Source organism: Hymenobacter puniceus (genome assembly GCF_014333525.1).
In the GTDB taxonomy this organism is placed as follows: domain Bacteria; phylum Bacteroidota; class Bacteroidia; order Cytophagales; family Hymenobacteraceae; genus Hymenobacter.
Window position 1 is genome coordinate 1,042,922 of record NZ_JACSCX010000001.1, and the last position, 24,366, is coordinate 1,067,287.

Annotated in this window: 28 protein-coding genes; 15 read left to right on the forward strand and 13 right to left on the reverse strand. The window is 58.7% G+C overall.

Translation table 11 applies throughout. The annotated features are described in order from the left end of the window. Window positions 1–13: 13 nt before the first annotated feature. A complete protein-coding gene (locus H8B14_RS04490) occupies window positions 14–238 on the reverse strand; it encodes a hypothetical protein (RefSeq protein WP_187314377.1) in 225 nt (74 codons plus the stop codon). A gap of 71 nt (window positions 239–309) precedes the next feature. On the opposite strand from H8B14_RS04490, the gene H8B14_RS04495 reads away from it, so the two are divergent. Beyond that, window positions 310–1,059 carry an XRE family transcriptional regulator gene (locus tag H8B14_RS04495; RefSeq protein ID WP_187314378.1) on the forward strand — a complete coding sequence of 250 codons (750 nt, stop codon included), beginning with the start codon at window positions 310–312 and terminating at the stop codon, window positions 1,057–1,059. 1,040 nt (window positions 1,060–2,099) lie between these two features. Beyond that, a complete protein-coding gene (locus H8B14_RS04500; RefSeq protein ID WP_187314379.1) occupies window positions 2,100–2,273 on the forward strand; it encodes a hypothetical protein in 174 nt (57 codons plus the stop codon). A 76-nt stretch (window positions 2,274–2,349) separates the two neighbouring features. Here the strand turns inward: H8B14_RS04500 and H8B14_RS04505 are convergent, their stop codons facing one another. From H8B14_RS04505 to H8B14_RS04525, 5 genes are all read right to left on the reverse strand, one after another. Continuing rightward, entirely contained in the window at window positions 2,350–3,033 is a 684-nt protein-coding gene (locus H8B14_RS04505) for a sterol desaturase family protein (RefSeq protein WP_187314380.1), read from the reverse strand. 59 nt (window positions 3,034–3,092) lie between these two features. Then, entirely contained in the window at window positions 3,093–3,635 is a 543-nt protein-coding gene (locus H8B14_RS04510; protein ID WP_187314381.1) for a shikimate kinase, read from the reverse strand. Window positions 3,636–3,641: 6 nt separating this feature from the next. Then, window positions 3,642–4,700 carry an ABC transporter permease gene (locus tag H8B14_RS04515; protein WP_187314382.1) on the reverse strand — a complete coding sequence of 353 codons (1,059 nt, stop codon included), beginning with the start codon at window positions 4,698–4,700 and terminating at the stop codon, window positions 3,642–3,644. Window positions 4,701–4,914: 214 nt separating this feature from the next. Continuing rightward, window positions 4,915–6,021 (reverse strand): BT_3928 family protein, encoded by a 1,107-nt coding sequence (locus H8B14_RS04520; protein WP_187314383.1) that lies wholly within the window; start codon window positions 6,019–6,021, stop codon window positions 4,915–4,917. Window positions 6,022–6,213: 192 nt separating this feature from the next. Then, complete coding sequence (locus H8B14_RS04525; protein ID WP_187314384.1) at window positions 6,214–6,768, reverse strand: DUF1599 domain-containing protein; 555 nt, start codon at window positions 6,766–6,768, stop codon at window positions 6,214–6,216. 173 nt (window positions 6,769–6,941) lie between these two features. Between H8B14_RS04525 and folP the strand changes: the two genes are divergently transcribed. The 3 genes from folP (at window position 6,942) to H8B14_RS04540 (ending at window position 9,094) form a co-directional block, all read left to right on the forward strand. Beyond that, complete coding sequence (gene folP, locus H8B14_RS04530; RefSeq protein ID WP_187314385.1) at window positions 6,942–7,823, forward strand: dihydropteroate synthase; 882 nt, start codon at window positions 6,942–6,944, stop codon at window positions 7,821–7,823. Continuing rightward, the gene (gene cdaA, locus H8B14_RS04535) at window positions 7,820–8,662 is read left to right on the forward strand and encodes a diadenylate cyclase CdaA (RefSeq protein WP_187314386.1); all 843 of its coding nucleotides are present in this window, start codon (window positions 7,820–7,822) and stop codon (window positions 8,660–8,662) included. The genes folP and cdaA overlap by 4 nt, the downstream gene beginning before the upstream one ends. Window positions 8,663–8,734: 72 nt before the next feature. Next, window positions 8,735–9,094 (forward strand): hypothetical protein, encoded by a 360-nt coding sequence (locus H8B14_RS04540; protein WP_187314387.1) that lies wholly within the window; start codon window positions 8,735–8,737, stop codon window positions 9,092–9,094. A 133-nt stretch (window positions 9,095–9,227) separates the two neighbouring features. On the opposite strand, the gene kbl is transcribed toward H8B14_RS04540, so the two are convergent. Beyond that, window positions 9,228–10,439, reverse strand: a complete 1,212-nt coding sequence (kbl, locus tag H8B14_RS04545) for a glycine C-acetyltransferase (protein ID WP_187314388.1) — start codon at window positions 10,437–10,439, stop codon at window positions 9,228–9,230. A gap of 87 nt (window positions 10,440–10,526) precedes the next feature. On the opposite strand from kbl, the gene H8B14_RS04550 reads away from it, so the two are divergent. Beyond that, window positions 10,527–11,369 carry a hypothetical protein gene (locus tag H8B14_RS04550; protein ID WP_187314389.1) on the forward strand — a complete coding sequence of 281 codons (843 nt, stop codon included), beginning with the start codon at window positions 10,527–10,529 and terminating at the stop codon, window positions 11,367–11,369. A 2-nt stretch (window positions 11,370–11,371) separates the two neighbouring features. Here H8B14_RS04550 and H8B14_RS04555 read toward each other — a convergent pair whose 3' ends face one another. Continuing rightward, a complete protein-coding gene (locus H8B14_RS04555; protein WP_187314390.1) occupies window positions 11,372–12,406 on the reverse strand; it encodes a patatin-like phospholipase family protein in 1,035 nt (344 codons plus the stop codon). A gap of 259 nt (window positions 12,407–12,665) precedes the next feature. Here H8B14_RS04555 and H8B14_RS04560 point away from each other — a divergent pair, with 259 nt between their 5' ends. Both H8B14_RS04560 and H8B14_RS04565 read left to right on the forward strand, forming a co-directional pair. Further along, entirely contained in the window at window positions 12,666–13,658 is a 993-nt protein-coding gene (locus H8B14_RS04560) for an NAD-dependent epimerase/dehydratase family protein (protein WP_187314391.1), read from the forward strand. Window positions 13,659–13,884: 226 nt separating this feature from the next. After that, on the forward strand, window positions 13,885–14,616 hold the full coding sequence (locus H8B14_RS04565; protein ID WP_187314392.1) for a DUF3891 family protein: 732 nt from the start codon (window positions 13,885–13,887) through the stop codon (window positions 14,614–14,616). A 131-nt stretch (window positions 14,617–14,747) separates the two neighbouring features. Here the strand turns inward: H8B14_RS04565 and H8B14_RS04570 are convergent, their stop codons facing one another. Further along, complete coding sequence (locus H8B14_RS04570) at window positions 14,748–15,563, reverse strand: DUF6503 family protein (RefSeq protein ID WP_187314393.1); 816 nt, start codon at window positions 15,561–15,563, stop codon at window positions 14,748–14,750. A gap of 157 nt (window positions 15,564–15,720) precedes the next feature. On the opposite strand from H8B14_RS04570, the gene H8B14_RS04575 reads away from it, so the two are divergent. Then, a complete protein-coding gene (locus H8B14_RS04575; protein ID WP_187314394.1) occupies window positions 15,721–16,689 on the forward strand; it encodes a YihY/virulence factor BrkB family protein in 969 nt (322 codons plus the stop codon). 66 nt (window positions 16,690–16,755) lie between these two features. Here the strand turns inward: H8B14_RS04575 and H8B14_RS04580 are convergent, their stop codons facing one another. Beyond that, window positions 16,756–17,331, reverse strand: coding sequence for a DUF3575 domain-containing protein (locus tag H8B14_RS04580; RefSeq protein WP_187314395.1), 576 nt, complete (start codon window positions 17,329–17,331; stop codon window positions 16,756–16,758). A gap of 84 nt (window positions 17,332–17,415) precedes the next feature. After that, complete coding sequence (locus H8B14_RS04585; RefSeq protein WP_187314396.1) at window positions 17,416–18,033, reverse strand: DUF3575 domain-containing protein; 618 nt, start codon at window positions 18,031–18,033, stop codon at window positions 17,416–17,418. Between the two features lie 234 nt (window positions 18,034–18,267). Here H8B14_RS04585 and H8B14_RS04590 point away from each other — a divergent pair, with 234 nt between their 5' ends. Beyond that, window positions 18,268–18,981 carry a hypothetical protein gene (locus tag H8B14_RS04590; RefSeq protein ID WP_187314397.1) on the forward strand — a complete coding sequence of 238 codons (714 nt, stop codon included), beginning with the start codon at window positions 18,268–18,270 and terminating at the stop codon, window positions 18,979–18,981. A 56-nt stretch (window positions 18,982–19,037) separates the two neighbouring features. On the opposite strand, the gene rlmN is transcribed toward H8B14_RS04590, so the two are convergent. Continuing rightward, window positions 19,038–20,126: a 23S rRNA (adenine(2503)-C(2))-methyltransferase RlmN gene (rlmN, locus tag H8B14_RS04595; protein ID WP_410054453.1), complete on the reverse strand. Its 1,089-nt coding sequence runs from the start codon at window positions 20,124–20,126 to the stop codon at window positions 19,038–19,040. A gap of 131 nt (window positions 20,127–20,257) precedes the next feature. Then, window positions 20,258–20,683 (reverse strand): acyl-CoA thioesterase, encoded by a 426-nt coding sequence (locus H8B14_RS04600; protein ID WP_187314399.1) that lies wholly within the window; start codon window positions 20,681–20,683, stop codon window positions 20,258–20,260. A 153-nt stretch (window positions 20,684–20,836) separates the two neighbouring features. Here H8B14_RS04600 and mnmD point away from each other — a divergent pair, with 153 nt between their 5' ends. The 5 genes from mnmD to H8B14_RS04625 are packed head-to-tail and all read left to right on the forward strand — an operon-like array spanning window position 20,837 to window position 24,360. Continuing rightward, window positions 20,837–21,523, forward strand: a complete 687-nt coding sequence (mnmD, locus tag H8B14_RS04605) for a tRNA (5-methylaminomethyl-2-thiouridine)(34)-methyltransferase MnmD (protein ID WP_187314400.1) — start codon at window positions 20,837–20,839, stop codon at window positions 21,521–21,523. Between the two features lie 14 nt (window positions 21,524–21,537). After that, window positions 21,538–22,119, forward strand: coding sequence for a hypothetical protein (locus H8B14_RS04610; RefSeq protein WP_187314401.1), 582 nt, complete (start codon window positions 21,538–21,540; stop codon window positions 22,117–22,119). Then, a complete protein-coding gene (locus H8B14_RS04615; protein WP_187314402.1) occupies window positions 22,116–23,336 on the forward strand; it encodes a DUF2157 domain-containing protein in 1,221 nt (406 codons plus the stop codon). Before H8B14_RS04610 ends, H8B14_RS04615 begins: the two co-directional genes overlap by 4 nt. Next, window positions 23,333–23,917, forward strand: a complete 585-nt coding sequence (locus tag H8B14_RS04620; RefSeq protein WP_187314403.1) for a GDYXXLXY domain-containing protein — start codon at window positions 23,333–23,335, stop codon at window positions 23,915–23,917. The genes H8B14_RS04615 and H8B14_RS04620 overlap by 4 nt, the downstream gene beginning before the upstream one ends. Further along, window positions 23,917–24,360 (forward strand): hypothetical protein, encoded by a 444-nt coding sequence (locus tag H8B14_RS04625; RefSeq protein ID WP_187314404.1) that lies wholly within the window; start codon window positions 23,917–23,919, stop codon window positions 24,358–24,360. Before H8B14_RS04620 ends, H8B14_RS04625 begins: the two co-directional genes overlap by 1 nt. The last annotated feature ends 6 nt before the right edge of the window (window positions 24,361–24,366 follow it).

Consider the following 24,366-nt stretch of genomic DNA (forward strand, 5'->3'; position numbering starts at 1 on the left):
TTGAAGTAAGTGGCTAGGGCTTGAGTTGGGTGAGGTCGTGCTGGACCTGCTGGCTGCCGGCGGCCTTGATCAGGCGCACGGCCTCGGCTACGGCCGGGTGCGCTGGCCGACCCTTCTGCAGGGCCTTGGAAACGGCCGCGTGGGAGATGTTGAGCTGGCGGGCGATATCCGAAATAGCGCCGTGAGGCAGCAGGGCCCGGAGGTCAGGTGGTGGGGAGGTAGTTTCAAGTGGTTGCATTTGGAATTTTATTGTTACATTTGAAAGGATAAATCAATCCAAATGCAAGTAAAAGTTACTAAGAGTTGCAAATGATACCGGCCGAGAAAAAAAAGATCAGCGCCATTACGCCCCTGCCCTCGCTCACCATTGGCGAGCGGTTGAAAGTGGTGCGCCAGTCGCGGGGCATGACGCAGCAGGAAATGGCGGACATGCTGGGCGTGTCGCGGCCGTTGATCACGCAACTGGAGGGCGGCCGTCATCAACCCAGCAACGAAGCCCTGGAAACCATTGTGGACAAGCTGGGCATCAGTCGCAACTGGCTGTGGTTCGGCAGCGGCCCGATGGAGGAGTTCAGCCCGGTGGGCGGAAACGTGAAAGTGCTGGCCAGCCTGGATGAAGGCGACTACCTGGACATTCAGTTCGTGGCCTGCAAGGTGCGCGGCAGCTTCCTGGATTTGATGGATGACGGCGGCGGACTCAACCAGTTCGAGAGCCTGGACATTGTGCGCATCTACGACCCGACGCCTGATATGCGCAAGCCGGGGACGCTGGGCTTTGAAATCGACGGGGACTCGATGGAGCCGCAGCTGCGCTCAGGCATGCGCGTGGTGGGGGTGCGCGTGGGACTGGCGGATGTTAAGTACGCTACCAGCGGGGTGTACGTGGTGGCGTTCGGCAACCAGCTCACCATTAAGCGGGTGAAGAGCAACGACATTCTGGAGCGCGGCATTCTGGTGCTGCATGCCGACAACCCCAACGCCGGCAGCCTGCCGGTGGCCGGGGAAGACATTCGGTATATGTGGCGGGTGGTGCGGATTTTCCACGCCGACGTGATATAGTACTCGCGACAAGTCATCCCTGGGTCTTTTGAGAATATGTAACTTGCACAAGATTTGAAACAGCGCTTTAACAAATGGCACACCGTTATACCATCGATTGTCCGAATTGCAATTCCATTGTCCTTATAATAGAAAGGCCGCTCGGAGGGGTTGGAAAAGAAAAAGATCAAGCTTACTGTCCTAAGGAGGGATGCCACACTCTCTTAGCCGAACATATGACAACTGGCTCCCTAAATACTAGTCTTGTTACGAAGCATTTAGAGGAGGATTAGTCCCCGCAATAGCAAGCTACTGCTGTTTACTATAGTGGTGTTTGGCAATCAGCTGGCAATAAAGCACGTTAAGAGTGACAAGGTATTAAGCAGGTGTCTTCATATTGCATACTGATAACCCCAGCACGGAAGTCTGCCTGTAGAAACTGAAGACATTCGCCGCGTGTGGCGGGTCGTGCGGATTTCTCACACCAGCGTGACATAACTTCGGAAGAGCACAAAACCGGGACACAAGCTAATATCGGGACATAAACCGGGACAATTTCCTGTCAAAAACCGCTTTCAAAGCCTGTATAAGCAATTATGCGGACCCAGGAGGGAGCGTCAAGAGTGAAAAATGCCCGCCTTTATCGGCGGGCATTTTTCGTTTCTCAGGGTGTTGCAGTTCCTATTGAGTGTAGAGCGAGGTGGAAGCACCATTAAAATGGTGCTTCCACCTCGCTCGTTGCAGCCGAACCCAGCGACTTCCACCTTGTGCCGGGCTCCGCCTCCGACGATGTTCGCCTCGAAGACATGCTCACACTCCTGTCCTACCTTAGCTACCGTATGCTGTCAGTTGCGCGGCTGTACCTGAAGGGAGCATTATGCATAGGCTAGGCAGCGTTGGTTGCACCGGGCGCCCAGCACAACGCGCCGGTGCACAGCAGCCCGCACCTCTGCGGTGGTCTGCTGTGTACCGTGAAGGGTATTAACCTTTTGGCGGCTGGGCAAGTACACCCCTCAAAGCCCGAATACTCGTGGCCCGGCACTTCTCTCAACTTTTCCGCCATGCGCGCTATCCGTTTTCCTTTCCTGGCAGCTATAATGCTGCTGCTCACTTTTTCGCTTAGCAGCTGCGACGCCATTGGCACCATTTTCAAAGCCGGCGCCTGGACGGGCATCATCGGCGTACTACTTATTATCGTGCTCCTTTGGTTTGTCATCAACCGTATTCGGCGCTAAGTTGCCGGAGTTTCACCACCGAAAAGGGCGGCCCCATGGGGCCGCCCTTTTCGGTGGTGAAACTCCGGCAACGATTTTATTCGCTTTTTTTCTCGCGAGGCATTGTGCCCACAATATGGTCCCAGAGGGTGGTGCTGACGCCGAAAGCAATTTCATCTTGCCGATAGTGATGCTGGGCATGATGATGCCACCACACCTTCAGGAAGTTTTTCGGCGGTGAGTACACGTGAATAGCGTAGTGCACAAACAGATACAGCGCATAGCCAAACACGAAACCGGCCAGGATGCCGAAGCCAGCATTGCCGAAGGTGAAGCGGAAGATGAAAAACAGCAACGACGCCACGAACACCGTCAGGATGGGGGGCATGGCCAGGCGGGTTTTATCCTTTGGATACTCGTGGTGCACGCCGTGCATGGTGTACTGAAACTTGGCCTTGCGCGGTGTGTCAGCCTTGATGTGGTACACATAGCGGTGCATCAGGTACTCAGCCAGCGTGAAGAGAAACCACCCAGCTAGAAACAGCCCAAACGCCGACAGCCCCGACAGCAGGCCGCGGCTCAAACTATAATAGAGGCTCACGGCCGCCACGCCAAAGAAAATGCTGAGCGGCCCGGCAATGTGCGTGTGCGTCAGGCGCTCAAGTACCGGGTTTTCAAACAGCTGCGCCGAACCTTTGTGCTTAGGCTTTACAGCTTGGGCGGGAGCAACGGGGCGCAGTTCAACATCAGGAGTCGGAGCAGCAGGTGCAGTCTGATTCATGGAGGCAAGTATCTGATTCAAGGGGCAAAAGTACGCAGCGCAACCTAAACCAGCAGTGGTCAGGCCAGGGACAGGTACCGAGCAAGCAACCGTTGAACGTTATCGACGGTACTACCTGCTACCGTACAGCTTAACGGTGCGCGGTCGTAAAACCTCGTTCTCTGCTGCAAGGTTTCATCGAGGCGGCTAATCAGTGCTTCGCGGTCGGGTAGATCGGCGAGCAGGGGGCGGCTGGCGGCGGCGGCCAGAATGCGCGCTGCCAACTCTGCCGTGGGCACTTTCAGGTAGAGCACCGGGCCATCGGCGAGCAGGGCATCCATGTTGTGCTGAAAGCAGGGCGTGCCGCCACCAGTAGCTAGCACGAACCGGCCGGGCTGCTGCTGCACCTCCCGCAGCACAGCGGCTTCCCGCTCCCGAAAATACGCTTCACCTTCTGCCGCAAAAATATCGGCCACGCTACGGCCTTCCCGGCGCACAATTTCCTCGTCGAGGTCTAGAAACGGCAGTTCGTAGGCCACCGCCAAGCCGCGTCCCAGCGTGGTCTTGCCGGCACCAGGCATCCCGATCAGGTACAGCCGCTGCAGCTCAGGTTCGGAAGCCATACGCAGTTAGGAAGTCAGCTTTACCCGCGGATCGAGCACGGCGTATAGCACGTCTACGGCAATATTCACGACCACAAACAGCGCCGCAATGAAGATGGTAGCGCCCATCACCACCGGAAAATCCAGGTTTTCTACGGCCCGGAGCGTGACTGTACCCAGGCCCTTCCAGTTGAAGATGTACTCAATAAAGAAGGCACCCGCCATCAGCGACGCCAGCCAGCCCGATACGGCCGTAACCACCGGATTCAGCGCGTTTTTGAGGGCGTGGCCCACCACCGTGCGGTAGCCCGACAAGCCCTTGGCCCGCGCCGTGCGGATGTAGTCCTGCCCCAGCACATCGAGCATGCTGGAACGGGTGAGCTGCGTGATGACGGCCAGCGGCCGGATGCCCAGCGCGAAGGCCGGCAGCAGCAGGTTGCGCAGCACCAGATGGCGGCCCGTAAAAGCGTCGGTTTCAAAGAGCTGGCCCGTGAGATTGAGCCCTGTCCAGCGGCTCCAGTAGAAGCCGAACGTAATGGCAATCAGGATGGCCGCCACAAACGAGGGCACCGAAATACCGAGCACGGACGTGGTAATCAGCAGCCTGTCTAGCCAAGTGTGCGGCTTGAGTGCGGCCACCACCCCGAACGCAATGCCCAGCACCGCAGCCAGCAGCATGGCCGCCAGCGCCAGCCACAGCGTGCCCGTGAAGTGGTCGAGCAGGATGGTGAGCACCTCTTTGTTGCTTTGGAAAGAGCGGCGCAAATACGGCGTTTTTAGCACCACCGCCCGCTCGCCCAGCGGCAGCAGCGTGAGGCCGCCGTACTTGGCCGTGCCCACCGAGTCGCGCGGGTGCAGCCCCAGCGGCGATACGTCGTTGAGGTAGCCGAGCAGTTGCGCGGGCAGCGGCTGGTCGAGGCCCAGGTCGGCGGCAATGGCGGCGCGGGTGGCGGCGTCGGAGCGCTGGCCGGCCAGTAGCGCCACCGGGTCGCCGGGCAGCACCTGGAACAGGAAGAACACCGTGAGGGCTACGCCCGCCAAAATCAGCAGGCCATGCCCCAACCGGCGCAGAAGGAAGGTGAGCATGCAGTAAAGGTAGTGCGGCTGACTGTCATTGCGCACTGTCATTGCGAGGAGGCACGACGAAGCAATCCGTCCTCTCCGTGCGCTAAGCCACCCTTAGCGACAAGCCCTCTGGCAGTAATGTAGTACACTGACGCCGGAGGGCTTTGCTGTTAGGGAAGTGTCTGCCACAAGAGGAAGGATTGCTTCAGCTTTCGTCCTCGCAATGACAGCCTTTCTAAAACAACTTCTCCACCTTGAACAGATCGGGAATGTCGTGGTAGTGGTATTTGGCTTTCACCACGCCGTCCTGCAGCACCATCAGGCCGGGGTTGGAGCGGATCATAGACTTGAGCACGGTGGCGTCGGCGAGGTAGTAAGGGGTGGCCAGGTTCACATCATGGCGAAACGAGTCGAACTCGGCAGGGCTGGTGCTGGTGATGGTAATGGCCTTGATGTTGCGGCGCGACTTGCCAGCTGCTTCCATCAGGGCGTTGATGACTTTGAACCGCTCCCGGTCAGTCTTGTTGGTGTTCTGCACGATGAGCACCAGCTTATTGCCCTGCAGCAGCTCTTGGGTGTAAGAGTTGCCATCCACGTCCGACACCTCAAAATCGGTAATGAGCGGCTTGGACTTTTCCGGATTCAACGACTCCATGCTCTTATACTTCCAGGTTGAGTCAGCGGGGTATTGGTCGAAGGTTTTGGTTTCGCCGTTGCGCTCCATCACATACTGGTAGCGGGCCTGTTCCTGCGGCTTCATCAGCTGCCCGATGTTGTTGCCGACCTTGTATGGCAGGAAGTCGAAATACGGCAGATGGCCCAGGGCCCGCACCCCGATGCCGATGGCTACGGCCGAGGCCAGCGTGATGTACATCACGCCTAACTGGCCCTTGGCAAAGCTGTAGCGCAGGAAACGCTGGTTGAAAAACACCACCGCCCACAGCCCCAGCAGCAGCATATCCTTGCTAAACGACTGCCACGGCGTGAGCTTGATAAAGTCGCCGAAGCACCCGCAATCCGTAACTTTGTTGAAGGCCGCCGAATAGAACGTGAGGAAGGCAAAGAACACCAGCAGCGCCAGCAGCACCCACAGCGTTTTGGTCAGCATCCAGCGCAGCAGCAGCGCAACACCCAGCACTACTTCCAAGGAGCTTAGGAAGATGCTCAGCGTGCGGGCGTAGTCCTTGAAAAACAGAAAAAAGCGGCCGAAGTCTTCGGCAAATACATCGAAGTATTCTTCCAGCTTCAGGGCCGTGCCCACCGGGTCGTTGAGCTTGATCAGCCCGGAGAAGATGAACAGCGCCCCCAGCAGCAGCCAGCAGACTTTCGTAACTAATTTCATAACAGTGTTTTGGAACCTTGAAGTCAGAAGGGCGTGGTTGGTTTGACTGCGCAACGGGCGCAGGCGGTTTTGGCCATTGGGATGACCAGACGGCGTGCGCCGTAGCCTCGCCGCGAGGTACATACGCTAAATGCAACCGCCGGATACAGCCAACCCCGGAATGAGGCGTAAGATACAGCCCAGCGCCACACGCTACACCCCCGAAACGCCGAACCCCTTTTTAATCAGCACAAACACGGCGTAGTTGAGCATGTCGCGGTAGTTGGCCTCCACGCCTTCCGACACGCGCGTAGCGCCGGCCAGGTCCTCGATCTGCTTGGTGCGGTGCAGCTTCATCAGGATGATGTCGGTGATGCTTTCGATGCGCATCTGGCGCCAGGCCTCACCGTAGTCGTGGTTTTTGGCGAACAGCAGGCGGCGGTTTTCAGCGGTTTGCTCGTCGTAGGCGGCCGCCACGGCTGCCGGCTCCAGCTCCAGGGGCGCATCGGCGGGCAGGCGCAGCTGCATCAGCGCCATCACGCAGTAGTTGATGATGGCCACGAACTCGCCGTCCACGTCGTCCTCGACCATTTGGTGGCCTTTCTCCTGAATGCTGCGGATGCGCTGGGCCTTGATGTAAATCTGGTCGGTGATGCTGGGCAGGCGCATGATGCGCCAGGCCGTGCCGTAGTCGTGCGTCTTGGCCACAAACAGGGCGCGGCACTGCGCAATCACCTGGTCGTATTCGTGCTGGGTTTGATTCTCCAAGTTTTTGAGGCTATTTTGTTGCAATTCGCCTTTCTCGTCATGCTTTATGTGGCGTCCGCAAAGGCGCAGCCGCAGTAGAAGCATCACTACTTCTGACTACTTTCATGCTGTTTGAACGAAGCGGTAGAGATGCTTCGGCAAGCTCAGCATGACGTTCATTCCCGCCCGAAATCATGCTCCAGGCCCCGCAAGATACATGTTTCCCCGCTGCGCAAACTCTGCGCTGCCCCGGTGGGCGCCTGCTCGATTTGCGCCGGCCGCAGGTGATGGGCATCCTCAACCTCACCCCTGATTCGTTTTTCGAAGGCAGCCGCATCGAAACCGAAACCGACCTACTACGTCGCGCCGAAACCATGCTACAGGCTGGCGCGGTCGTGCTGGATCTGGGCGGCTACTCATCGCGCCCCGGCGCCGAGCACATTTCGGAAGACGAGGAAAAGCGCCGCCTGCTGCCCGCCGTGGAAGCCCTGCATCGTGCCTTCCCGGAGGCGCTGCTGTCCGTGGACACCTTTCGGGCCGGCGTGGCAGCCGAGGCCGTAGCGGCCGGCGCCGCCATCCTCAACGACATCAGCGGCGGCACCCTCGATGCCGATATGCTGCCGACCGCCGGCCGGCTGGGCGTGCCCTACATTCTGATGCACATGCGCGGCACGCCCCAAACCATGACCCAGCACACCCACTACGAGGGCGACCTGGTGCTGGAACTGGTGCGCTACTTTCTGGGCAAGCTGGCCGTGCTGCGCCAGCACGGCGTTACGGATGTGGTGCTCGACCCCGGCTTCGGCTTTGCCAAAACGCCAACCCAAAGCCACGAGCTGCTGCGCCGCCTGCCCGAGCTGCGGGTGCTGGGCTTGCCGATTCTGGCGGGCTTGTCCAGGAAAAGCATGGTGTATAAGCCGCTGGGCCTCACACCCGATGCTGCCCTCACGGGCACCGTGGCCGTAAATACGCTGGCCCTGCTAAACGGGGCCCGGTTGCTGCGCGTACATGACGTGGCCGAAGCTGTGCAAACCGTGCAGCTCGTCTCCAATACCTTTCCCCCGTTTCCGTCGTGATTGGCTCTTTCCCCATCGGCTTCCTGCGCATTGGCTGGATCGACGTCGTGGACGTGCTGCTGGTCACGGTGCTGTTTTATCAGCTCTACAAGCTGCTGACGGGCAGCGTTGCGCTGAAGATTTTCCTGGGCTTCATGTCCATCTACCTGTTTTATCTGGTAGTGAAGGCCGCTGGCATGGAGTTGCTGACCAGCATTCTGGGGCAGTTTATGAGCGTGGGCGTGCTGGCCGGTATCATTTTGTTTCAGCAGGAAATCCGGCGGTTTCTGCTCAATATCGGCAAGGCTACGGCCTTTGAGCGGATGCGCATGTTTCCGTGGCGCCGCGACACCGAGGATGCCGAGCGCCTCAACGTGACGCCCTTCGTGGAAGCCGCCAAGAGCCTGGCCGGCAAGCAAACCGGCGCGCTCATTGCTTTCAGCCTCGCCTCCGACCTCAAGCCCTTCGGCGACACCGGCGACCTGATCGATGCGGCCGTCAGCAAACGCCTGCTGCTGAGCATCTTCAACAAAACCAGCCCGTTGCACGATGGGGCCGTCATTATCAGCCGGGGCCGCATCAAGGCGGCGCGCTGCATCCTGCCCGTAAGTGAAAACCCCGACGTACCGGCGGCCCTCGGCTTGCGGCACCGCGCCGCCATTGGCCTCACCGAAATAACAGATGCCGTAGTGCTGGTAGTGAGCGAGGAAACCGGCCAGATTTCGCTGGTTCGCGGCGGCGAAGTCTTCCGCAACTTAGCTCCCGCCGACCTGCGCGCCCGTCTCAACGAGTTCCTGTTCGACGCGGCGCCCAAACCGGCCGCCGCGGCTGGCACTACGGCAGCGGAGGTAGCAGCGTAGTAAAACCCCAGTAACCTACCCGTTCGTTTTGCCGTTATAATTAGCAAATCGTGCTAATAAAATAGGCAACATATGAAAATCCAGGTTGAAAAAGACGAGGAGGGCTTCCTGCCTGACGGTCGTCATTCCGTTGAAATAACGGATATTGAAGAAGGCGTGAGTGAGCACCAGAATGTGCCTTTCTTTGCCGCCCGAATGGAAAACGAGGATGGGTTTGTTTCGCAGCGGTTCTACAACTCGCCGGCCGGCAAGCCAATCATTTTGTCTTTGTACTCCGCGGTAGGCATCAAGCCCGAAGGCGACCAGGACCTTGACACTAAGCAGCTCATTGGCAAAACCCTATCGGTGGAGGTGAGTGACCACACGTACGCCGACCCCGCCACCGGCCAGGAGCGTAGCATCCGCCAGGCCACCGGTTTCCGCGCCAGCTAAGTACATTGCCAGTCTGACACAACCACAAAAAAGCCCCCACTACCCAGTGGAGGTTTTTTTGGGCATTAGAATACCTTAGGTTTTCAAGCCGGAATGCTTACGGCGTGTTTGTTACTACTTGGCCGGCTTCGGGCTAGGCGGCGCTACGGTCTTTGAGGGTACCTAGCTCCTGCCCTACCGCAATAAATGCCGCAATGGCTTTATCCAAGTGCGCGCGGGTGTGGGCGGCAGAGAGCTGCACCCGGATGCGGGCCTGGCCTTTGGGCACTACGGGGAAGTAGAAGCCTACCACGTAAATGCCCTTTTCCAGCATCTTGGCCGCGAATTCCTGCGCCAACTTGGCATCGTAGAGCATGACGGGCACGATGGGGTGCTCACCGGGCTTGATGTCGAAGCCGGCAGCCGTCATTTTCTCGCGGAAGTATTTGGTGTTCTCTTCGAGCTGGTCACGCAGATGGGTGCTTTCGGTGAGTAGCTCCAATACCCGCAGGCTGGCGCCCACAATGGCTGGGGCCAGCGTGTTGCTGAACAGGTAGGGGCGGCTGCGCTGGCGCAGCATGTCGATGATTTCCTTGCGGCCCGAGGTGAAGCCGCCCATGGCCCCGCCCAGCGCCTTGCCCAGTGTGCCCGTGATGATGTCGACGCGGCCCATGGCGTTGCGGTACTCGTGGGTGCCGCGGCCGGTTTTGCCCAGGAAGCCCATCGAGTGGCACTCGTCAATCATCACCAGCGCCTCATACTTATCGGCCAGGTCGCAGATTTTGTCGAGCTGCGCGATGGTGCCGTCCATGCTGAACGAGCCATCCGTCACGATGATGCGGTGGCGGGTGCCTTTGGCCTGGGCGTCCTGAAGCTGCTTTTCCAGGTCCTGCATGTCGTTGTGGGCGTAGCGGTAGCGCTGGGCCTTGCACAAACGCACGCCATCGATGATGGAGGCGTGGTTGAGGGCGTCGCTGATGATGGCGTCCTGCTCGTTGAACAACGGCTCGAACACGCCGCCGTTGGCATCAAAAGCCGCGGCGTACAGGATAGTGTCTTCGGTGCCCAGAAACTCGGCCAGCTTGGCTTCGAGCTGCTTATGGATATCCTGGGTACCGCAGATAAAGCGCACCGACGACAGGCCGTAGCCGTGCGAATCAATGGCCTCTTTGGCGGCCTTAATCACCTCGGGGTGCGACGACAAACCCAGGTAGTTGTTGGCGCAGAAGTTCAGCACCTCGCCCGCCTCCGCGGTTTCAATTTCGGCGCCCTGGGGCGAGGTAATCACCCGCTCCTTTTTGTAGAGGCCGGCGTCTTTGATTTCCTGAAGCTGCTGCTGAAGATCGGGCTGAAGGGTGGTATACATACGGTGAGGTGATGAGTTAGTGACTTAGTGAGTGGGAGACAATAGAACAAAACTACATAATGCTTTTGCTAGTGCTTTTGTCTAACTATGAGTTCGAATAATCTTGATACTATCCTGATGCAAAACTGGCTTGATTTAGAAAACAGATTTCAGTCTCTTGCCCCTACTGGCCAACACCTACGCGTCGATTTTCAATGGGGAGCAGCTGGCGAGTACGCATCCGTAACTGGAATAAGCAATGGCTATGTCAAAGCTCAATTTTCTGCATTAGCTGACATGGCTGGCAGATATTTGGCTGAGGCTCTTCCAAAGACAGAACACACTCAAACTGTGCTATCTTATTCTGATCACGTCAAAAGATGGCTTTACGCGCTAAAAGAATGGAGCGGCGCCTTTCAGCATCTGCATGTTGTCCAACAGATAGATGACTCAGGAAATGATGCAGGTCATATATATACTGGGCAGATTAATGAAGTTGCAGCTGTTTCAGCTGTTTTATGTCTGCATCTGCAGAATATTCATCCACTTCCACAGCACAAAAAGCTAGAGTCCAATATGACGGTGAATAACTACGTTGTCAACAGCCAAGTCGGCTTACTTAATACAGGTGATATCAACCATGTAAAAAGCATATCCATAAACGTAGGCCGACTCCAAGAACAAGGTCAGCAACAAATAGCTCAAACGCTCAATGATATTCTGGAAGCTGTTGCAGCGTCCGACTCACTGAGCCACGATGAAAAGAACGAACTACTCGACCAGGTTGAGGAGTTAAGCAAACAAGCTACGCTGCCTACCGAGCAAAGAGCTAAGCCAGGAATGATTAAGGCAATTATAGGCGGCATCGGAGCGACTATCGGTACAGCAGCATCCTTATCAGACCTTTGGTCGACTTGGGCACCTGTCATCCGAACCTTCTTTCAACTCTAGGTTCACCGCCCAAAAAACGCCTGCACCCCGGCCCGGCCGCTGTCCATGAGCAACTGTTTCTGCGCATCTGATACCCGCTTGATTTTCGGATTGAATCCCATGGTGCTGATGCTGACGGTGCGGGCCCAGTCGGCGGGGCGGGCCGGATTCAGGTTCTCGATAGCCACCGTATAGAGCGCCCCAACGTAGGAGCCAAAATCCTGGATGACGTAGGGTGCCAGTTGCCGCTGGCGGCCAGATTGGGCATCCAGCGCAATCTGCTCGGCCCGGTCGAGGCGCAAGCCCAGCGTTTCGGGGTTGGTAGTTGCGGCCGTGCCAGCAGGCACAGTGAAGTAGCGCGCATCATCAAATAAATCAATCGGGTAGTTGGCCAGCAGGCCCCCATCCACGAGCACCTCCACGGGCTGGCCGGGCGCCGGCTGCCGCACCACGTGGCCAGTGGTATCAAGCAGCACGGCCCGGAAATACAGCGGAATGCTCATGCTGATGCGCACCGCGTCGGCCACGCGCATAGCCGGGTGAGTTTCGTAGCTGAACACCTGCGTGCACTGGCGCGTGAGGTTGGTGCCGGTGGTATACAGGTCGCGGTAATGGGTGGGGCGTTGCTGAACCAGCGTATGCAGCTCGCCCAGCGTGAGGTTGGGGTTGCCGGTTTTGCGGTTGACCAGCTCGCTCAGATACTTCGTGAATTCGTCGCCGCGGTACCAGCCGTACTGCTTTACTAAGCGCGTGCTGCCGCCAAAGAAGATCAGCCGCCCGTCGTTGAGGCGCTGAATGGGCGTGTGGTTCACCACCTCAATAATTTCCTGCGGCGAATAGCCAACCGCCAGCAGCGCTGCCTGAATGGCGCCGGCCGAGGTGCCGCCTACCCGCTGCAGGCCGGCCAGCACGCCTTGCTTTTCCAGCTCTGCCAGCGCGCCGCCGTACGCAATTCCCCGGATACCGCCGCCTTCCATTACTAGGTTGCGGTACACGGGTCGGGCCGGCGCCTGGGCCCGCACGGACAGGCTGCCAAGCAGCCACAACAATAGAAACATACAGCGCATAAACGATGCAGGGAAGTAGGCAATCAGCAAGAGCCCGAAGATACCGGGGAAGTTGCAGCCGGCGCCTCAGTGGCGGGGCAGTAGCGCGAACTTTGCCGTTCGCGTCCCCGCGCCGTTTGGGCGGCTTTGTTGTTGCGGGGCAGTAGCGCGAACGGCGAAGTTCGCGCTACTGCCCCGCAACAATCCCCGAAACCCCGGCCGCCCCGTATCTTTGCCGTTCCCCACCACCCACGTTTCCTGTTTTCTGTTCATGGCTACTTCCTCCAGCACCTCCGCCACCACCCCCGGCGACACCATCCTCGTTATCGGCGCCGGCGGGCAGCTGGGCCTGGAGCTCACCCACGAGCTACGCCAGATCTACGGCGCTTCCAACGTAGTAGCCGCCGATGTGCGGGCTCCCAAGGACGCCGAAACCGCCCAGGCCGGCCCGTTTGAGCTGCTGGATGTGCTAGACAAAACGCGGTTGGAAGACGTTATCCGGCAGTACAAGCCCAGGCAGGTGTACCACCTAGCCGCTCTGCTCTCTGCCACCGCCGAGAAGAACCCGAAGTTTGGCTGGCAGCTGAACATGGATGGCCTGTTTCATGTGCTGGATGCGGCTGTGGACCTAGGCGTGCAGCAGGTGTACTGGCCCAGCAGCATTGCCGTGTTCGGCCCCGACACTCCGCGCCAGAATACGCCCCAGCTTACCGTTATGAACCCCAACACGGTATACGGCATCAGCAAACTGGCCGGCGAGCAGTGGTGCGAGTGGTATTTCCGCAAGCATGGCCTGGATGTTCGCAGCCTGCGCTACCCCGGCCTCATCGGCTACAAGAGCCTGCCCGGCGGCGGCACCACCGACTACGCCGTGGACATCTACCACAAGGCTGTGGCCGGCGAGCAATACGAGTGCTTCCTGCAGGAAGACACCTACCTGCCCATGATGTACATGCCCGACGCGCTGAAGGCCACCCTCGACCTGATGCACGCCCCCGCCGACAACATCAAGGTGCGCAGCTCCTACAACCTGGGGGCCATGAGCTTCAGCCCGCAGGAAATTACGGCCAGCATCCAGCGCCACTACCCCGATTTCCAAGTAAGCTACAAGCCCGACCAGCGCCAGCAGATTGCCGATTCCTGGCCTGCCAGCATCGACGACACCCAAGCCCGCCAGGACTGGAACTGGCAGCCGGAGTTCACGCTGGATAAGATGACCGACGACATGCTGCTGCACCTGAAGGAAGCGGTGGTGCTGAAGTAGCCGGCTGGGGCAGTAGCGCGAACTTTGCAGTTCGCGTCCCCGCGCCGATAGAATCGTTCGAACCGCGTGGCGGCGCGAACTACAAAGTTCGCGCTACTAACTGCCACGCAGCTTACCACATCTGAACGCCTCACCCAAGCGGGTGGGGCTGTTTTGTTTCCGGACAATGGCGAAAACCTGACTGGTACTGACGCGTTCCAATACGGAACCCTACCCCTTCCCTACCATGATTGTCAACCACACGCCCGCCGGCTGGCAAATTATCTACCAGCAAGCCCACGCGCTGCTGGCGGCCCAGCTGCTGCACCAGTGGCCCGCGTTTCTGCCCTCCGACCAGTGGGTGGGCTTGCTGGCCGCCGCCGCCCAGCACGACGACGAACAAGCTGACTGGACCGGCCACTACGGCCTGACTCCTGCCGGCGCCCCGGCCAACTTCACCATGAAGGAGTTTTCGCTGGAGCAGGCCACCCGCCTGATGAATGCGGCGCGGTTCCAAGGGCGCTGGCGCAGTCTGCTTACCAGCATGCACCTGAGCACCTTATATGAGAGTCTAAGGGGGCAGAAGCCGGAAATTGACGCATTTTTGGATGAGCAGCAAAGCCAGCAGAAAAACTGGCGGCGCGCCCTTCACCTCACCAAAGCCCACGCCGAGCAGGCCTATGCCCTACTGCACTGGTGCGACCGGCTCAGTCTGATTCTGTGCCGCCAGGAACTGCCCGAAATGGGCCGCGCCCTAGAAATCTACACCGGCCCCGATGGCCACCGCCACGAAGTGCGCCGCCCCACCGAAGACGGCCCCGTACAGGTGCAGCCCTGGCCCTTCCGCGAGCCACGGGTTGAAGTGAGCGTAGAGGCCTCAATGCTGCACCAGCTACAATTCGCCCATGATGCCGAGTTGGCCGCCGCTTTGCGCGAAGCGCCCATCGAAACCTTACGCTGGGAGCTGGCGAAAGGGTAAGAAACTATCAGGCAGAGAAACTTTAAGAACGTCAAGCAGAAGCGCAGCTGAAGCATCTCGCGCGCTGACGTTAGGCTAGTAATCCAACATCAGCACGCGAGATGCTTCGGCTCCGCCTCTGCTTGATGTTCTTACAGCTTTTCTATCGGTTTAGGGTTTTGCATGACGCCGGCGGGCACATTGCTGAAGGCTGATATGTGGCCCAGCTTGCGGCCGTCCTTGCCGTCGGTGCGGTCAGCCGACAGCATGATGCCGTTGTATTTCTGGTAGCCGGTCCAGCGGCGGCGGAAGGCGGGCTGGGCGTCAGTGGCTTTGGGGAAGTAGGCCCACTCTTCCAGCAGGTTGGTTTTGGGGTTGATTAGTACCTCGTACTTGTTGTCGGGTGTCACGCCCACGTTCTTGAAGGTCATGTTGAGCACCTCGGCCGGCTGCCCGTCCATGAACTTGCCTGCACCCTTGTACGTCAGTGTCACGCCCGAATCCTTGAGCTTGAAGGGCATCAGCAGCCACCACGAGTTGTTCACCCAGATAGGGTACATGCGGCTGAGCAGCTTCTCGCCGTCGGGGGTGGCGGATATGTCGCGGCCGTTGCGGAAGGCTTTGCCCTGCTTGCTTTGCAGGTTGTACACGGCCACCGTGCTGTCTTTCTGCCAGCGGAAGTCGCCGGTTTGCTTGTCCCAGAGCTGGTAGGAGCCATCCAGAAAGTCCCAGCCCAGCAGGCGGGTTTGCTGCCAGGCCGGGTAGCCACCCATAGCCAGCATCACCTGGTCGGCCAGGGCTACGGCACGGGCATCGGAGCCAGCCGCATCAAAACCCTGGGCAGCAGGATAAGAGCCTTTTTTGACTTTGGCTGGCTTCTGAGCTGCCTGGGTAGTACGGCTGGGGGTTGCCTGACAAAAGCCTGCCAGCGGCAAAGCCGCCAGCGCGGCCACAAGGAGAAAACGCATAGAAGTGAGGGCGAAAAAGCAGAAACAAAATCTGCCGGCAAAGTAGCCGGTCAGCGGGGATTCTCTACGCAAAGCACCCGGAATTGATTAGCTCGACCGAACGCCACCGTTCTGCAAGCCGTACTAGCAGCACACCTCTCTGAATCTACTGCGCCGTATGGCTACCCATTACAAGCTTTCCGATATCATTAGCATCCTCAAAACTACCGCTGGGGAGTTCATGGTCAATAACTCGTTCCGGCACGCGGCGGCGCTGTCGTACTACACTATCTTTTCGCTGCCGCCGCTGTTGCTGATCGTCATTACGGTGGCCAGCTCCGTGTATGGCAGTGAGGCCGTGACCGGCCAGGTATACGGACAGCTGCGTGGCTTCGTGGGGCCCGATTCAGCTAAGTTTCTGCAGGACTCTATTGCCGAGTTTACCAAGCAGCAGAAAGGGGGAGCTGCCGCTATTATTGGTATTGGCACCCTGATATTTGCCGCCACCACGTTCTTCGTGACGCTGCAGGAAAGCATCAACGACATCTGGAACCTGAAGGTAAAGCCCCGCAACGGCGTCTGGCAGTTTGTGCGCGACCGGCTGCTCTCGTTTGGCCTGATTCTGAGCGTGGCTCTGCTGCTGCTTATCTCCTTTGTTATCAGCGCTATGCTATCGGTATTCACCGGCTACCTCCAGCGGCTGTTGCCCGAAGTCACAGTTATCGTGATTCACTTCGTGGATTTCGCCCTCTCGCTGTTTATAACCTCCCTGCTTTTTGCTCTTATCTACCGCTACCTGCCCGACGCCATCATTCGGTGGCGCGACGTGGGCGTGGGCGCGTTCATCACGGCCCTGCTGTTTATGATTGGCAAGTACCTGATAGCGGCCTACATTGCCTATGCTGAGCCCGGCTCCGCGTTTGGGGCGGCCGGCTCGGCCATTCTGCTGCTGCTCTGGGTGAACTACTCGTCTTTGATTATCTTCTTCGGTGCCGAATTCACCCAGGAATTTGCCGACTCCTTCGGGCAGAAAGTGCAGCCAAAAGCGCACGCCGTGCGCATTGAAACCCGCGAAGTACCCAAGGGCGAAAGCCACGAGGAAATAACGACGGGGCGCCCCCGCGCCGAGGGCCGCTGGCGGGCATAGCTTCTGCTATTTGCACACAAAAGCCCGGCCTACTTCTCTGCAGGCCGGGCTTTTGTGTACTACTACTTAAAACGCAATGCCGAACGTTACGCCCGCCCGCAACCCAAACCCGTCAAATGGACCTGGGTCATATGATACGTTGCCTGACGAATTATCTTCCTCGATTTCGCCGGCGTTGTAAGATGGTCCCAGGAAAGCATCCAATGAGAAACGCTCTTTAAAAATCCAATGACGGCCGACTACTACGCCACCCCCAAACGTGTTGAGCGACGTTTCGCTGGTAGTGGTATACGGATTACCGCTGGCATTGTAATCAGTATAGGTGGTCTTGATGGCCAGATTCTGATAGCGTAAAAATGGCCCTACGTAGAAGCCCTCCAAGGCCGTGGTCTTTTCCGATAGGTAGAAGCGATACTCCGGCGTAATGGCAAAGCCCGTGATTCGGTCTTCGTCATCGATTCTGAAGTTGGTGAATAACAGTCCTAGTTGCATCGAGCTGTTATCCGTCAGCTTACGCTCGTAGAAAAACGAGCCGGTTTTCACAATGGGGCTTAGAATATTCACTTTCAACACATTGTCCTGCGCCAAGGCTGACGTTGCGGATGCTGCCACGAGAGTGGCCACGAGTAAGGTTTTTTTCATTAGGTATATAAAAAGAGGAAACAATTTTACTGGCAGTGGCGGGTAGCTCTTTTAGAGAGGTGAGCCAGCCCTGCCTAGGAAACCTTAAAAGGCCACCCCAAAAGTTACGCCACCACGAAGACCGTAATTCATGTCATCGTAGAACCCCAGAAAGTTATCTTTCTCGACGTCGGCTCCATTAGACGATACACTTGATACCATGTAGGAAGGTCCTAGCTGGGCATCCAGTGAGAAGCGTTGCTTAAAAATCCAGTGCCGGCCCACTACTACTCCGCCCCCAAAAGCATTGAGTTTAGCATCTGCAGAACGCTGGAAATACTGCCCCGTGACCGGGTCGTAGGATTCGTAAGTACCTTTCTGGCTTAGGTGTTGAAAGCGTAGAAACGGGGCCACATAGAATCCTTCCATTGCTGGATGCTTCTCAGAAAGGTAAAACCGGTATTCAGGTACAATACCGAAGCCCGAGGTCTTGCGGCCTTCGTCAGAGAAACTAAAGCCGCCATCTTCGCGGTAGTTAGCCGTCACAGACACTCCTAGTTGGAAACTACTGGTTTCACTAAGCTTATGCTCGAACGATAGCGCCGCAGTATTTACGATAGGCTGGAAAATATCCAGCTTCACCACATTGGTTTGGGCTTGTGCCTGAGAAGCACCCAGTAAAGCTCCCACAGCCAGCAGACTGCATTTCGTAAAATTTTTCATAGCGGAAAGGAACTAATTCATGAACGTCGACCACAGCACAAGATTAGTGCCGATAACGATAAGAGTCGGCAAAAGCAGATAAGGTTGTTCCATAAAATAAAAGTCTACAGAATTATTTTGAATATTCTGTGAAGGACAAGTGCTCAGCCATTGGCCCGTAAAACAAGCTATTACCTATTGTTTGCCAATTAAACGACAAGTAATTTGCCGAGTATTATACCTTGTTTTTCTCTGATGAAGTCTACTATTCTTCGTGTTGTATTGCTGATAAGCTTATGCAGCACTGCCTTTGCAGGCCGCGCTCAAACTGCACCCGACAGCATAGCCGAGCAGAAAACTGTGCGCCTTGTGGGTGCCGATATCTGCCGGCAGCTGGAAGCAGAAGACAAAAAAAAACCGCTCAGCAAGCTCTCTAAAGACGAAGCGCAGCAGCTTTTCATCCGCCTGACAATGATGAGTGCGGCTAACAACCCAGAGTTTATGGCCCTGCTTACCAGCGGCAGCGACAACAGCGACACAATCAAGGCTAAGGGAGAGGTTTTTGGGCGCAAAGTAGCCATGTGGCTATTAGGCGAGTGCCCGGTCAGCCAGCCATTGTTTATGCGCCTGAGCGCCGAGCAGACGAATAAGCCTATGCCAGTGCCCCTGCGGCCCGAAGAGGAAAGAGCTCTTCGGCCAGTATCCAATGATTTGTGCCGCGACCTGCAGCCCCGCATTGCCACTATCAAAGCGCTGAGCTCCGCGGAACGCATGCAGGTGGTAACTCAGGCTTTCGAGAAGCACCTGCAAGCCCACGCCACGCAGTTGAAGAAAGTATTTGGCGCCGATATATTTCAGAATGAAGCCCGCATGCGCGACATGGGCGTCAACGTAGGAATGCAGATGGCGTCAGAGTGCCCCGAAGCGGTACTGCTCTTCTCTGATTTTAATAAGGCCGCGCCGAAATAAGCTGCCGTTTATACCACCAAAAGGGGCCGGCATCCATGGATACCGGCCCCTTTTTGTTATAGGAAGTAAGTTGGTGCTATGCCGCTTCCCGACTTCTCTTTCACGGCCAGCTGCCCGCAGGCGGCATCAATGTCTTTGCCGCGCGAGCGGCGCAGGTTGGTTTGCACGCCGCGGTCGGCCAAGTACTTCAGGAACGCCATCAGCTTCACTTCGCCGGTGTTGCGGTAGTCGGCGTTTTCGATGGGGTTGTACTCGATGAGGTTCACTTTGCACGGAATCCACTTCGAAATCTGGAGCAACTCCTCGGCGTCCTGCAGCGTGTCGTTGAAGCTCTCGAACACGATGTACTCGTAGGTGACCTTGCGGCCCGTTACCTGGTGGTAGTGCTTGAGGGCGTCTTCCAGCGAAGCCAGCGAGTTGGCTTCGTTGATGGGCATGATTTCGTTGCGCTTGGTGTCGTTGGGCGCGTGCAGCGAGAGGGCCAGATTGGCTTTTACGCCGTCGTCGGCCAGCTTTTTGATCATCTTGGCGATACCGGCAGTGCTGACCGTGATGCGTCGCGGCGCCATGTTCAGGCCGTCGGGCGCGGTGATGCGCTCAATGCTTTTCACCACGTTGGCGTAGTTGAGCAGCGGTTCGCCCATGCCCATGTACACAATGTTGGTGAGCGGCGTGCCGTACTGGCTTTCGCACTGCTCGCGGATGCGCACCACCTGGTCGTAGATTTCGGCGGCATCGAGGTTGCGCTTGCGGTCCATGTAGCCGGTGGCGCAGAACTTGCACGTAAGCGAGCAGCCCACCTGCGAGCTGATGCAGGCCGTCATGCGGGTATCGTGCGGAATAAGCACGCCTTCCACAATGTTGCCATCGTAGAGCCGGAACGCCGATTTAATGGTGCCGTCGTTGCTGAGCTGCTGGTTTTGCACCTGCACGCCGTTGATGACGAAATGCCGGGCCAGCAGCTCGCGCGTGGCCAGGCTGATGTTGTTCATCTCCTCGAACGTGCCGGCTGTGTTTTTCCACAGCCACTCGCTCACCTGCTTGGCGCGGAAGGGCTTCTCGCCGTGCTCCACCATAAAGGCCTTGAGCTCGTCGGGGGTGAGTTTGCGGATGTCGCGCTTGGAAACTACGGGCAGGTCAATCATCATAGCGCAAAGATACAACGAGCGAGGCAGTTGGGTTCCACGGAAATTGTCATTCCGAGCGGAGCGAGGAATCTGAGTTGAAACCGACTGAAGTACTTGACCCAGATTCCTCGCTCCACTCGGAATGACAGCTAGCCCGCCAGGTGCGCCAGTTCTTCTTCGCTCAGCGCCAGCAGCTTGCGGGTGGTGTAGTCGAAGGCGAGCATACCGGTTTTGGCCCGCGCAATTTCGCGCTGCTCCTGGTTCCAGACCTGATACACGATGTCGAAGCCGTATTTGTGCGGGTCCGCCACGGCCATGTCCACGCGCAGCGTGTCGGCGTGGAAGGCCTCGCCTTTGTACTCGATGGCCACGTCGGCCATGATGTGGCCGCGACCGGTGGCGCGGTCTACCTCGGGGCGGCCCAGGTGCTGCAGAAACTGCACGCGGGCCTCGTGGAGCAGCCCCAGCAGCGAATCGTTGCCGAGGTGGGCGCCGTAGTTGAGGTCGGTGATGCGCACGGCGAGGGTGCTGGAAAAGCGGAAAGTTTCCGGTAGATTTACTTTGATGCGGGCCATGTAGCGGAACGATAAGAAAAACAGGTAGTCATCCTACGCACGGCTTGCAGGCCGGGTAGTGAAGACGCAGGCAAACAGGCCTTTTTCTTGCCGGACATGCTTGGCCGCTCCCCACCGCTCTTGCCTGCCACACACCCTCTCAACCGCTCCCGTATGCTTACCCCTACCGTAGAAGTCCGCACCACGGCCGACGGCTCCAGCACGCTGTACGTCCCAGCCCTCGATGAGCATTACCACTCCACGCATGGCGCCATCCAGGAGGCGCAGCACGTGTATCTGGGCGCGGGCCTGGCCCCCGTAATGGCCGCCGCCACGGGTTTAGTGTGGGTGCTGGAAGTCGGCTTCGGCACGGGCCTGAATGCCCTGCTTACGCTGCAATATAGCCTGGCCAGCCCCCACCCCATCTTCTACGACACCATTGAGAAATATCCGCTGCCGCCGGCCGTCATCGGGCAGCTGGGCGTGGAGCGCTACGTACTCAACCCCGAGCTGCTGGATTACCACGAGCAGATTCACGCGGCCAGCTGGGGTACGCCAGTAGCCCTCACCCCGCAGTTTGCGCTGCTGAAGATGGCCGGCGAGCTGCAGCACACGCCCTTGGCCGACGATACTTACCACGTCATCTACTTCGACGCCTTCGCACCCGAAAAGCAGCCCGACATGTGGACCGACGAGATATTCCGGCAGCTGTACGCCGCCACCGCGCCGGGCGGCTGCCTGGTCAGCTACTGCGCCAAAGGCAGCTTCAAGCGCAGCCTGCTGGCCGCTGGCTGGGAAGTAGAGCGGATTCCGGGCCCGCCCGGCAAGCGCGAAATGACGCGGGCGTGGAAGCGGGCGTAGTAGCAGACACAGCTATGCACATCAAACAATACTCCAGCAATGGCGAAGACGTAGAACTGGAAGTCGTTTCCGGTGAATTGCTTTTTATAGACCCCTTATACTGGGACGATATACGAGTTGACCGGCAGTTGCTGGAAACTCTACCTATTGCCACCGGCCTACCATTCGTGCGTCAGTTAAATGCAGCTTTCTTCCCGTATGGCGGAGAACTGCTTCTTGGGTATCAGAGAGTTGAGCCCACCGAAGGTATATTCAGACTGCCAATCAGCCACATCCGCTCATACGGGTCCAATGACGAGGAATGGGAGCAGCAGCTTCTGGCCACTAACACCACCGCTTTCAGCCTGGATTCCGGCGGCCTGTTGATAATTGACCTAGCTAACTTCTGGCCTTTATTGGATCTGCTTGATTTTGATGCCTTAGACGAGGCCAGCGAAGGTGATTTCGCAGCATATCAACAGCACGTAAACCAGACTATCGGCAACTGTGGCTGGGCGTATGCGCACACGCCTAGCATCGGCAACGGCTTTGATTTCGTGGGTAGCGGTTCCTATTTCCTCGGGAAGCCTGACGCCATGCCTACTTTTACTTCATGAGCCGAAGATTACTGGAAACCGACGGGCGGGATTGGGTGCAGCGCGGCATTATTGCGGAAGAGCAGCGCACGAAGCTGCTGGCGCTGTATCCGGCCGAGCGGCCGCCACTGGCGCTGCTGCCGCTACTGGGCAGCCTCCTGATTCTGCTGAGCGCCCTGAGCGTGGTGGCCGCCAACTGGCAGGGCCTGCCCGAGGCGGTGCGGCTGGCGCTGCTGCTGGGCTCCCTGGCCGGCACCTACGCCGCCGCCGAGTACTTCCTGCGCCGCCAGTACGAGTCGCTGGGCATGGGGCTGGTGGGGCTGGCGCTGCTGCTGTTCGGCCTCAGTATCCTGCTCACCAGCCAGATGTACCAGCTCATTGGCTACGACCTGTCGGGTTTGGTGGCGTGGGCGGTGGCGGGTGTGGCCCTCACGTGGGTGTATGGCAGCCGGTTCCTGTTTGTTTTAACTGTGGTGATTGGCGGGCTGGTGCAGGGCTACAACACCGGGCAGCTGGGCGCGTTCAGCTACCTCACGGCGGGTCTTACGGCCGGTGGGCTGGGATACTACTGGTGGCGCCGCCCCGATTCGGTGCTGGGCGCGGTGCTGGCTTCGGGCCTGCTATGGCAGGCGGCGCTGCTCATCAGCCATCTGCACATCAAAATCACCTGGTTTTTCATCCCGGCCATGCTGCTCTACGCCCTCGGTGACTGGCAGCCCGACCGGCCCGCGGGCCGCGCCATTCAGGGGCCGCCGCTGGTGGCGGCGTTTCTGTTCACGCTGGGGCTGGCGTTGTTCGGTGAGTCGGATATCTACGCCGGGCGGCTGCGGGCCCCGATGCTGCCGTATCTGGTGGCGCTAGCCGGGGTATTGGCACTGTCGGCAGTGGGCAAGCAGCGGCGTGGCCGCCTCGGCAGCCTCACCGACTGGCTATTGCTATTGCCGGGCTTCTACTTCACGGGCGGATTGCCGCTGGCTGTTGCCACGCTGGTGGTGCTGTATGCGTATTCCGGCGCGGTGCTGTGGCGCGCGCACCAGGAGCAGAATCCCGACCGGGTGACGCTGGGCACCGTGCTGTTCATTGTGACAACGGCCGTGGCCTACTTCAAGCTGACTTGGGGCTTCATGGACAAGTCGTTGTTTTTCCTGCTGGGCGGCGGCTTGCTGCTGGGCTTGAGCTGGTGGCTGCGCCGCCGGGCGGCACACACGTTTTCCGCGTCTGAAGCACCCAAGCCATGACGGATTCTACCACCGAAGTGCCGGTGGCCGGCCCGTCAGCGGCGGCCAGCCACACGCTGCCGGAGCCGCAGCGCCGCCGCTGGCTACGGGGCCTAGTACTAGCGCAGCTGCTGTTTGTGCTGGCGGTGGCCGGTGCCGGCTACGCCACCGAGCAACTGGGCACCACCATCACGCTGCGCACCGCCCCCGCCGACCCGCGCGACCTGCGCTTCCACGACTATCTGGAGTTGCGCTACCTCATCAGTGAGCTGCCCGGCCACCTGTGGAAGGGCCGCACCATGCCGCGCCGCAAAGACCCGGTATATGTGGTGCTGGAGTTGCGGCAGGGCACTTACGAAGCCATTGCCGTGTACCCGGAGCAGCCCGCCGTGGCGGCCGGCCAAACCGTTCTGCGGGGCTGGGTGCAGGAAACCTGGCGCCGCAGCATGCGCCTGCGCTACGGCCTGGAGCGTTACTACCTGCCCGAAGAAGCCCGCCGCCAGTTCCGTCGGCCGCAGCCGCTGCAGGTCACGGTCAGCATTGCGCCGTGGGGGCAGGCGCGCATCTCGCAGGTGGCAGTGCTGCCAGCCTTGCCCCGCTGATGATGCGCCGAACCTTGCTGCTGTTGCTGGGTTGCATAGCTACCGCCATCCTGCTGGCGGGCTTACTGGTGGGTTTCCAGACGCTGCTACAGCTGAAGCTCGAAATCCAGATGCACAACACCTACTTTGTGCTGCCGCCTTACTGGTTGGTACTGGCGCTGCTGTTCCCTTTGTTGCTGCTGGCGCTGGCTGGCACGGCGTTGTGGCGCAAAAGTCCCAAGCTGAGCCAGATGCTATTGGTGGCGGCCAGCCTGCTCCTGCTGTTCGGCGCCGACCTTTCAATGCAGGTCCTTAATCAGCTGACGGCCGTTTCGGCGACGATGTTTCCAGCCGAAGCCGCTCCGCCCCGCTGGCTGTTGCTGGCGCAGGTGCTGCACCTGGCGGCCATAGCGGGAGTAGGCTTCGGGTGCTACCAGTTAGGAAGTCGAGCAACTAACCGGTAGCCTGCC

Coding starts and splice junctions, on each gene's coding strand:
- H8B14_RS04495 (WP_187314378.1), top strand. CDS start 310: ATGATACCGGCCGAGAAAAAAAAGATCAGCGCCATTACGCCCCTGCCC.
- kbl (WP_187314388.1), bottom strand. CDS start 10,439: ATGTATACCACCCTTCAGCCCGATCTTCAGCAGCAGCTTCAGGAAATC.
- H8B14_RS04575 (WP_187314394.1), top strand. CDS start 15,721: ATGGCTACCCATTACAAGCTTTCCGATATCATTAGCATCCTCAAAACT.
- H8B14_RS04540 (WP_187314387.1), top strand. CDS start 8,735: ATGAAAATCCAGGTTGAAAAAGACGAGGAGGGCTTCCTGCCTGACGGT.
- mnmD (WP_187314400.1), top strand. CDS start 20,837: ATGCTTACCCCTACCGTAGAAGTCCGCACCACGGCCGACGGCTCCAGC.
- H8B14_RS04580 (WP_187314395.1), bottom strand. CDS start 17,331: ATGAAAAAAACCTTACTCGTGGCCACTCTCGTGGCAGCATCCGCAACG.
- H8B14_RS04570 (WP_187314393.1), bottom strand. CDS start 15,563: ATGCGTTTTCTCCTTGTGGCCGCGCTGGCGGCTTTGCCGCTGGCAGGC.
- H8B14_RS04565 (WP_187314392.1), top strand. CDS start 13,885: ATGATTGTCAACCACACGCCCGCCGGCTGGCAAATTATCTACCAGCAA.
- H8B14_RS04515 (WP_187314382.1), bottom strand. CDS start 4,700: ATGCTCACCTTCCTTCTGCGCCGGTTGGGGCATGGCCTGCTGATTTTG.
- H8B14_RS04500 (WP_187314379.1), top strand. CDS start 2,100: ATGCGCGCTATCCGTTTTCCTTTCCTGGCAGCTATAATGCTGCTGCTC.
- H8B14_RS04625 (WP_187314404.1), top strand. CDS start 23,917: ATGATGCGCCGAACCTTGCTGCTGTTGCTGGGTTGCATAGCTACCGCC.
- H8B14_RS04560 (WP_187314391.1), top strand. CDS start 12,666: ATGGCTACTTCCTCCAGCACCTCCGCCACCACCCCCGGCGACACCATC.
- H8B14_RS04610 (WP_187314401.1), top strand. CDS start 21,538: ATGCACATCAAACAATACTCCAGCAATGGCGAAGACGTAGAACTGGAA.
- H8B14_RS04600 (WP_187314399.1), bottom strand. CDS start 20,683: ATGGCCCGCATCAAAGTAAATCTACCGGAAACTTTCCGCTTTTCCAGC.
- H8B14_RS04550 (WP_187314389.1), top strand. CDS start 10,527: ATGAGTTCGAATAATCTTGATACTATCCTGATGCAAAACTGGCTTGAT.
- H8B14_RS04590 (WP_187314397.1), top strand. CDS start 18,268: ATGAAGTCTACTATTCTTCGTGTTGTATTGCTGATAAGCTTATGCAGC.
- H8B14_RS04555 (WP_187314390.1), bottom strand. CDS start 12,406: ATGTTTCTATTGTTGTGGCTGCTTGGCAGCCTGTCCGTGCGGGCCCAG.
- H8B14_RS04510 (WP_187314381.1), bottom strand. CDS start 3,635: ATGGCTTCCGAACCTGAGCTGCAGCGGCTGTACCTGATCGGGATGCCT.
- H8B14_RS04490 (WP_187314377.1), bottom strand. CDS start 238: ATGCAACCACTTGAAACTACCTCCCCACCACCTGACCTCCGGGCCCTG.
- H8B14_RS04585 (WP_187314396.1), bottom strand. CDS start 18,033: ATGAAAAATTTTACGAAATGCAGTCTGCTGGCTGTGGGAGCTTTACTG.
- H8B14_RS04520 (WP_187314383.1), bottom strand. CDS start 6,021: ATGAAATTAGTTACGAAAGTCTGCTGGCTGCTGCTGGGGGCGCTGTTC.
- folP (WP_187314385.1), top strand. CDS start 6,942: ATGCTCCAGGCCCCGCAAGATACATGTTTCCCCGCTGCGCAAACTCTG.
- H8B14_RS04620 (WP_187314403.1), top strand. CDS start 23,333: ATGACGGATTCTACCACCGAAGTGCCGGTGGCCGGCCCGTCAGCGGCG.
- rlmN (WP_410054453.1), bottom strand. CDS start 20,126: ATGATTGACCTGCCCGTAGTTTCCAAGCGCGACATCCGCAAACTCACC.
- H8B14_RS04615 (WP_187314402.1), top strand. CDS start 22,116: ATGAGCCGAAGATTACTGGAAACCGACGGGCGGGATTGGGTGCAGCGC.
- H8B14_RS04505 (WP_187314380.1), bottom strand. CDS start 3,033: ATGAATCAGACTGCACCTGCTGCTCCGACTCCTGATGTTGAACTGCGC.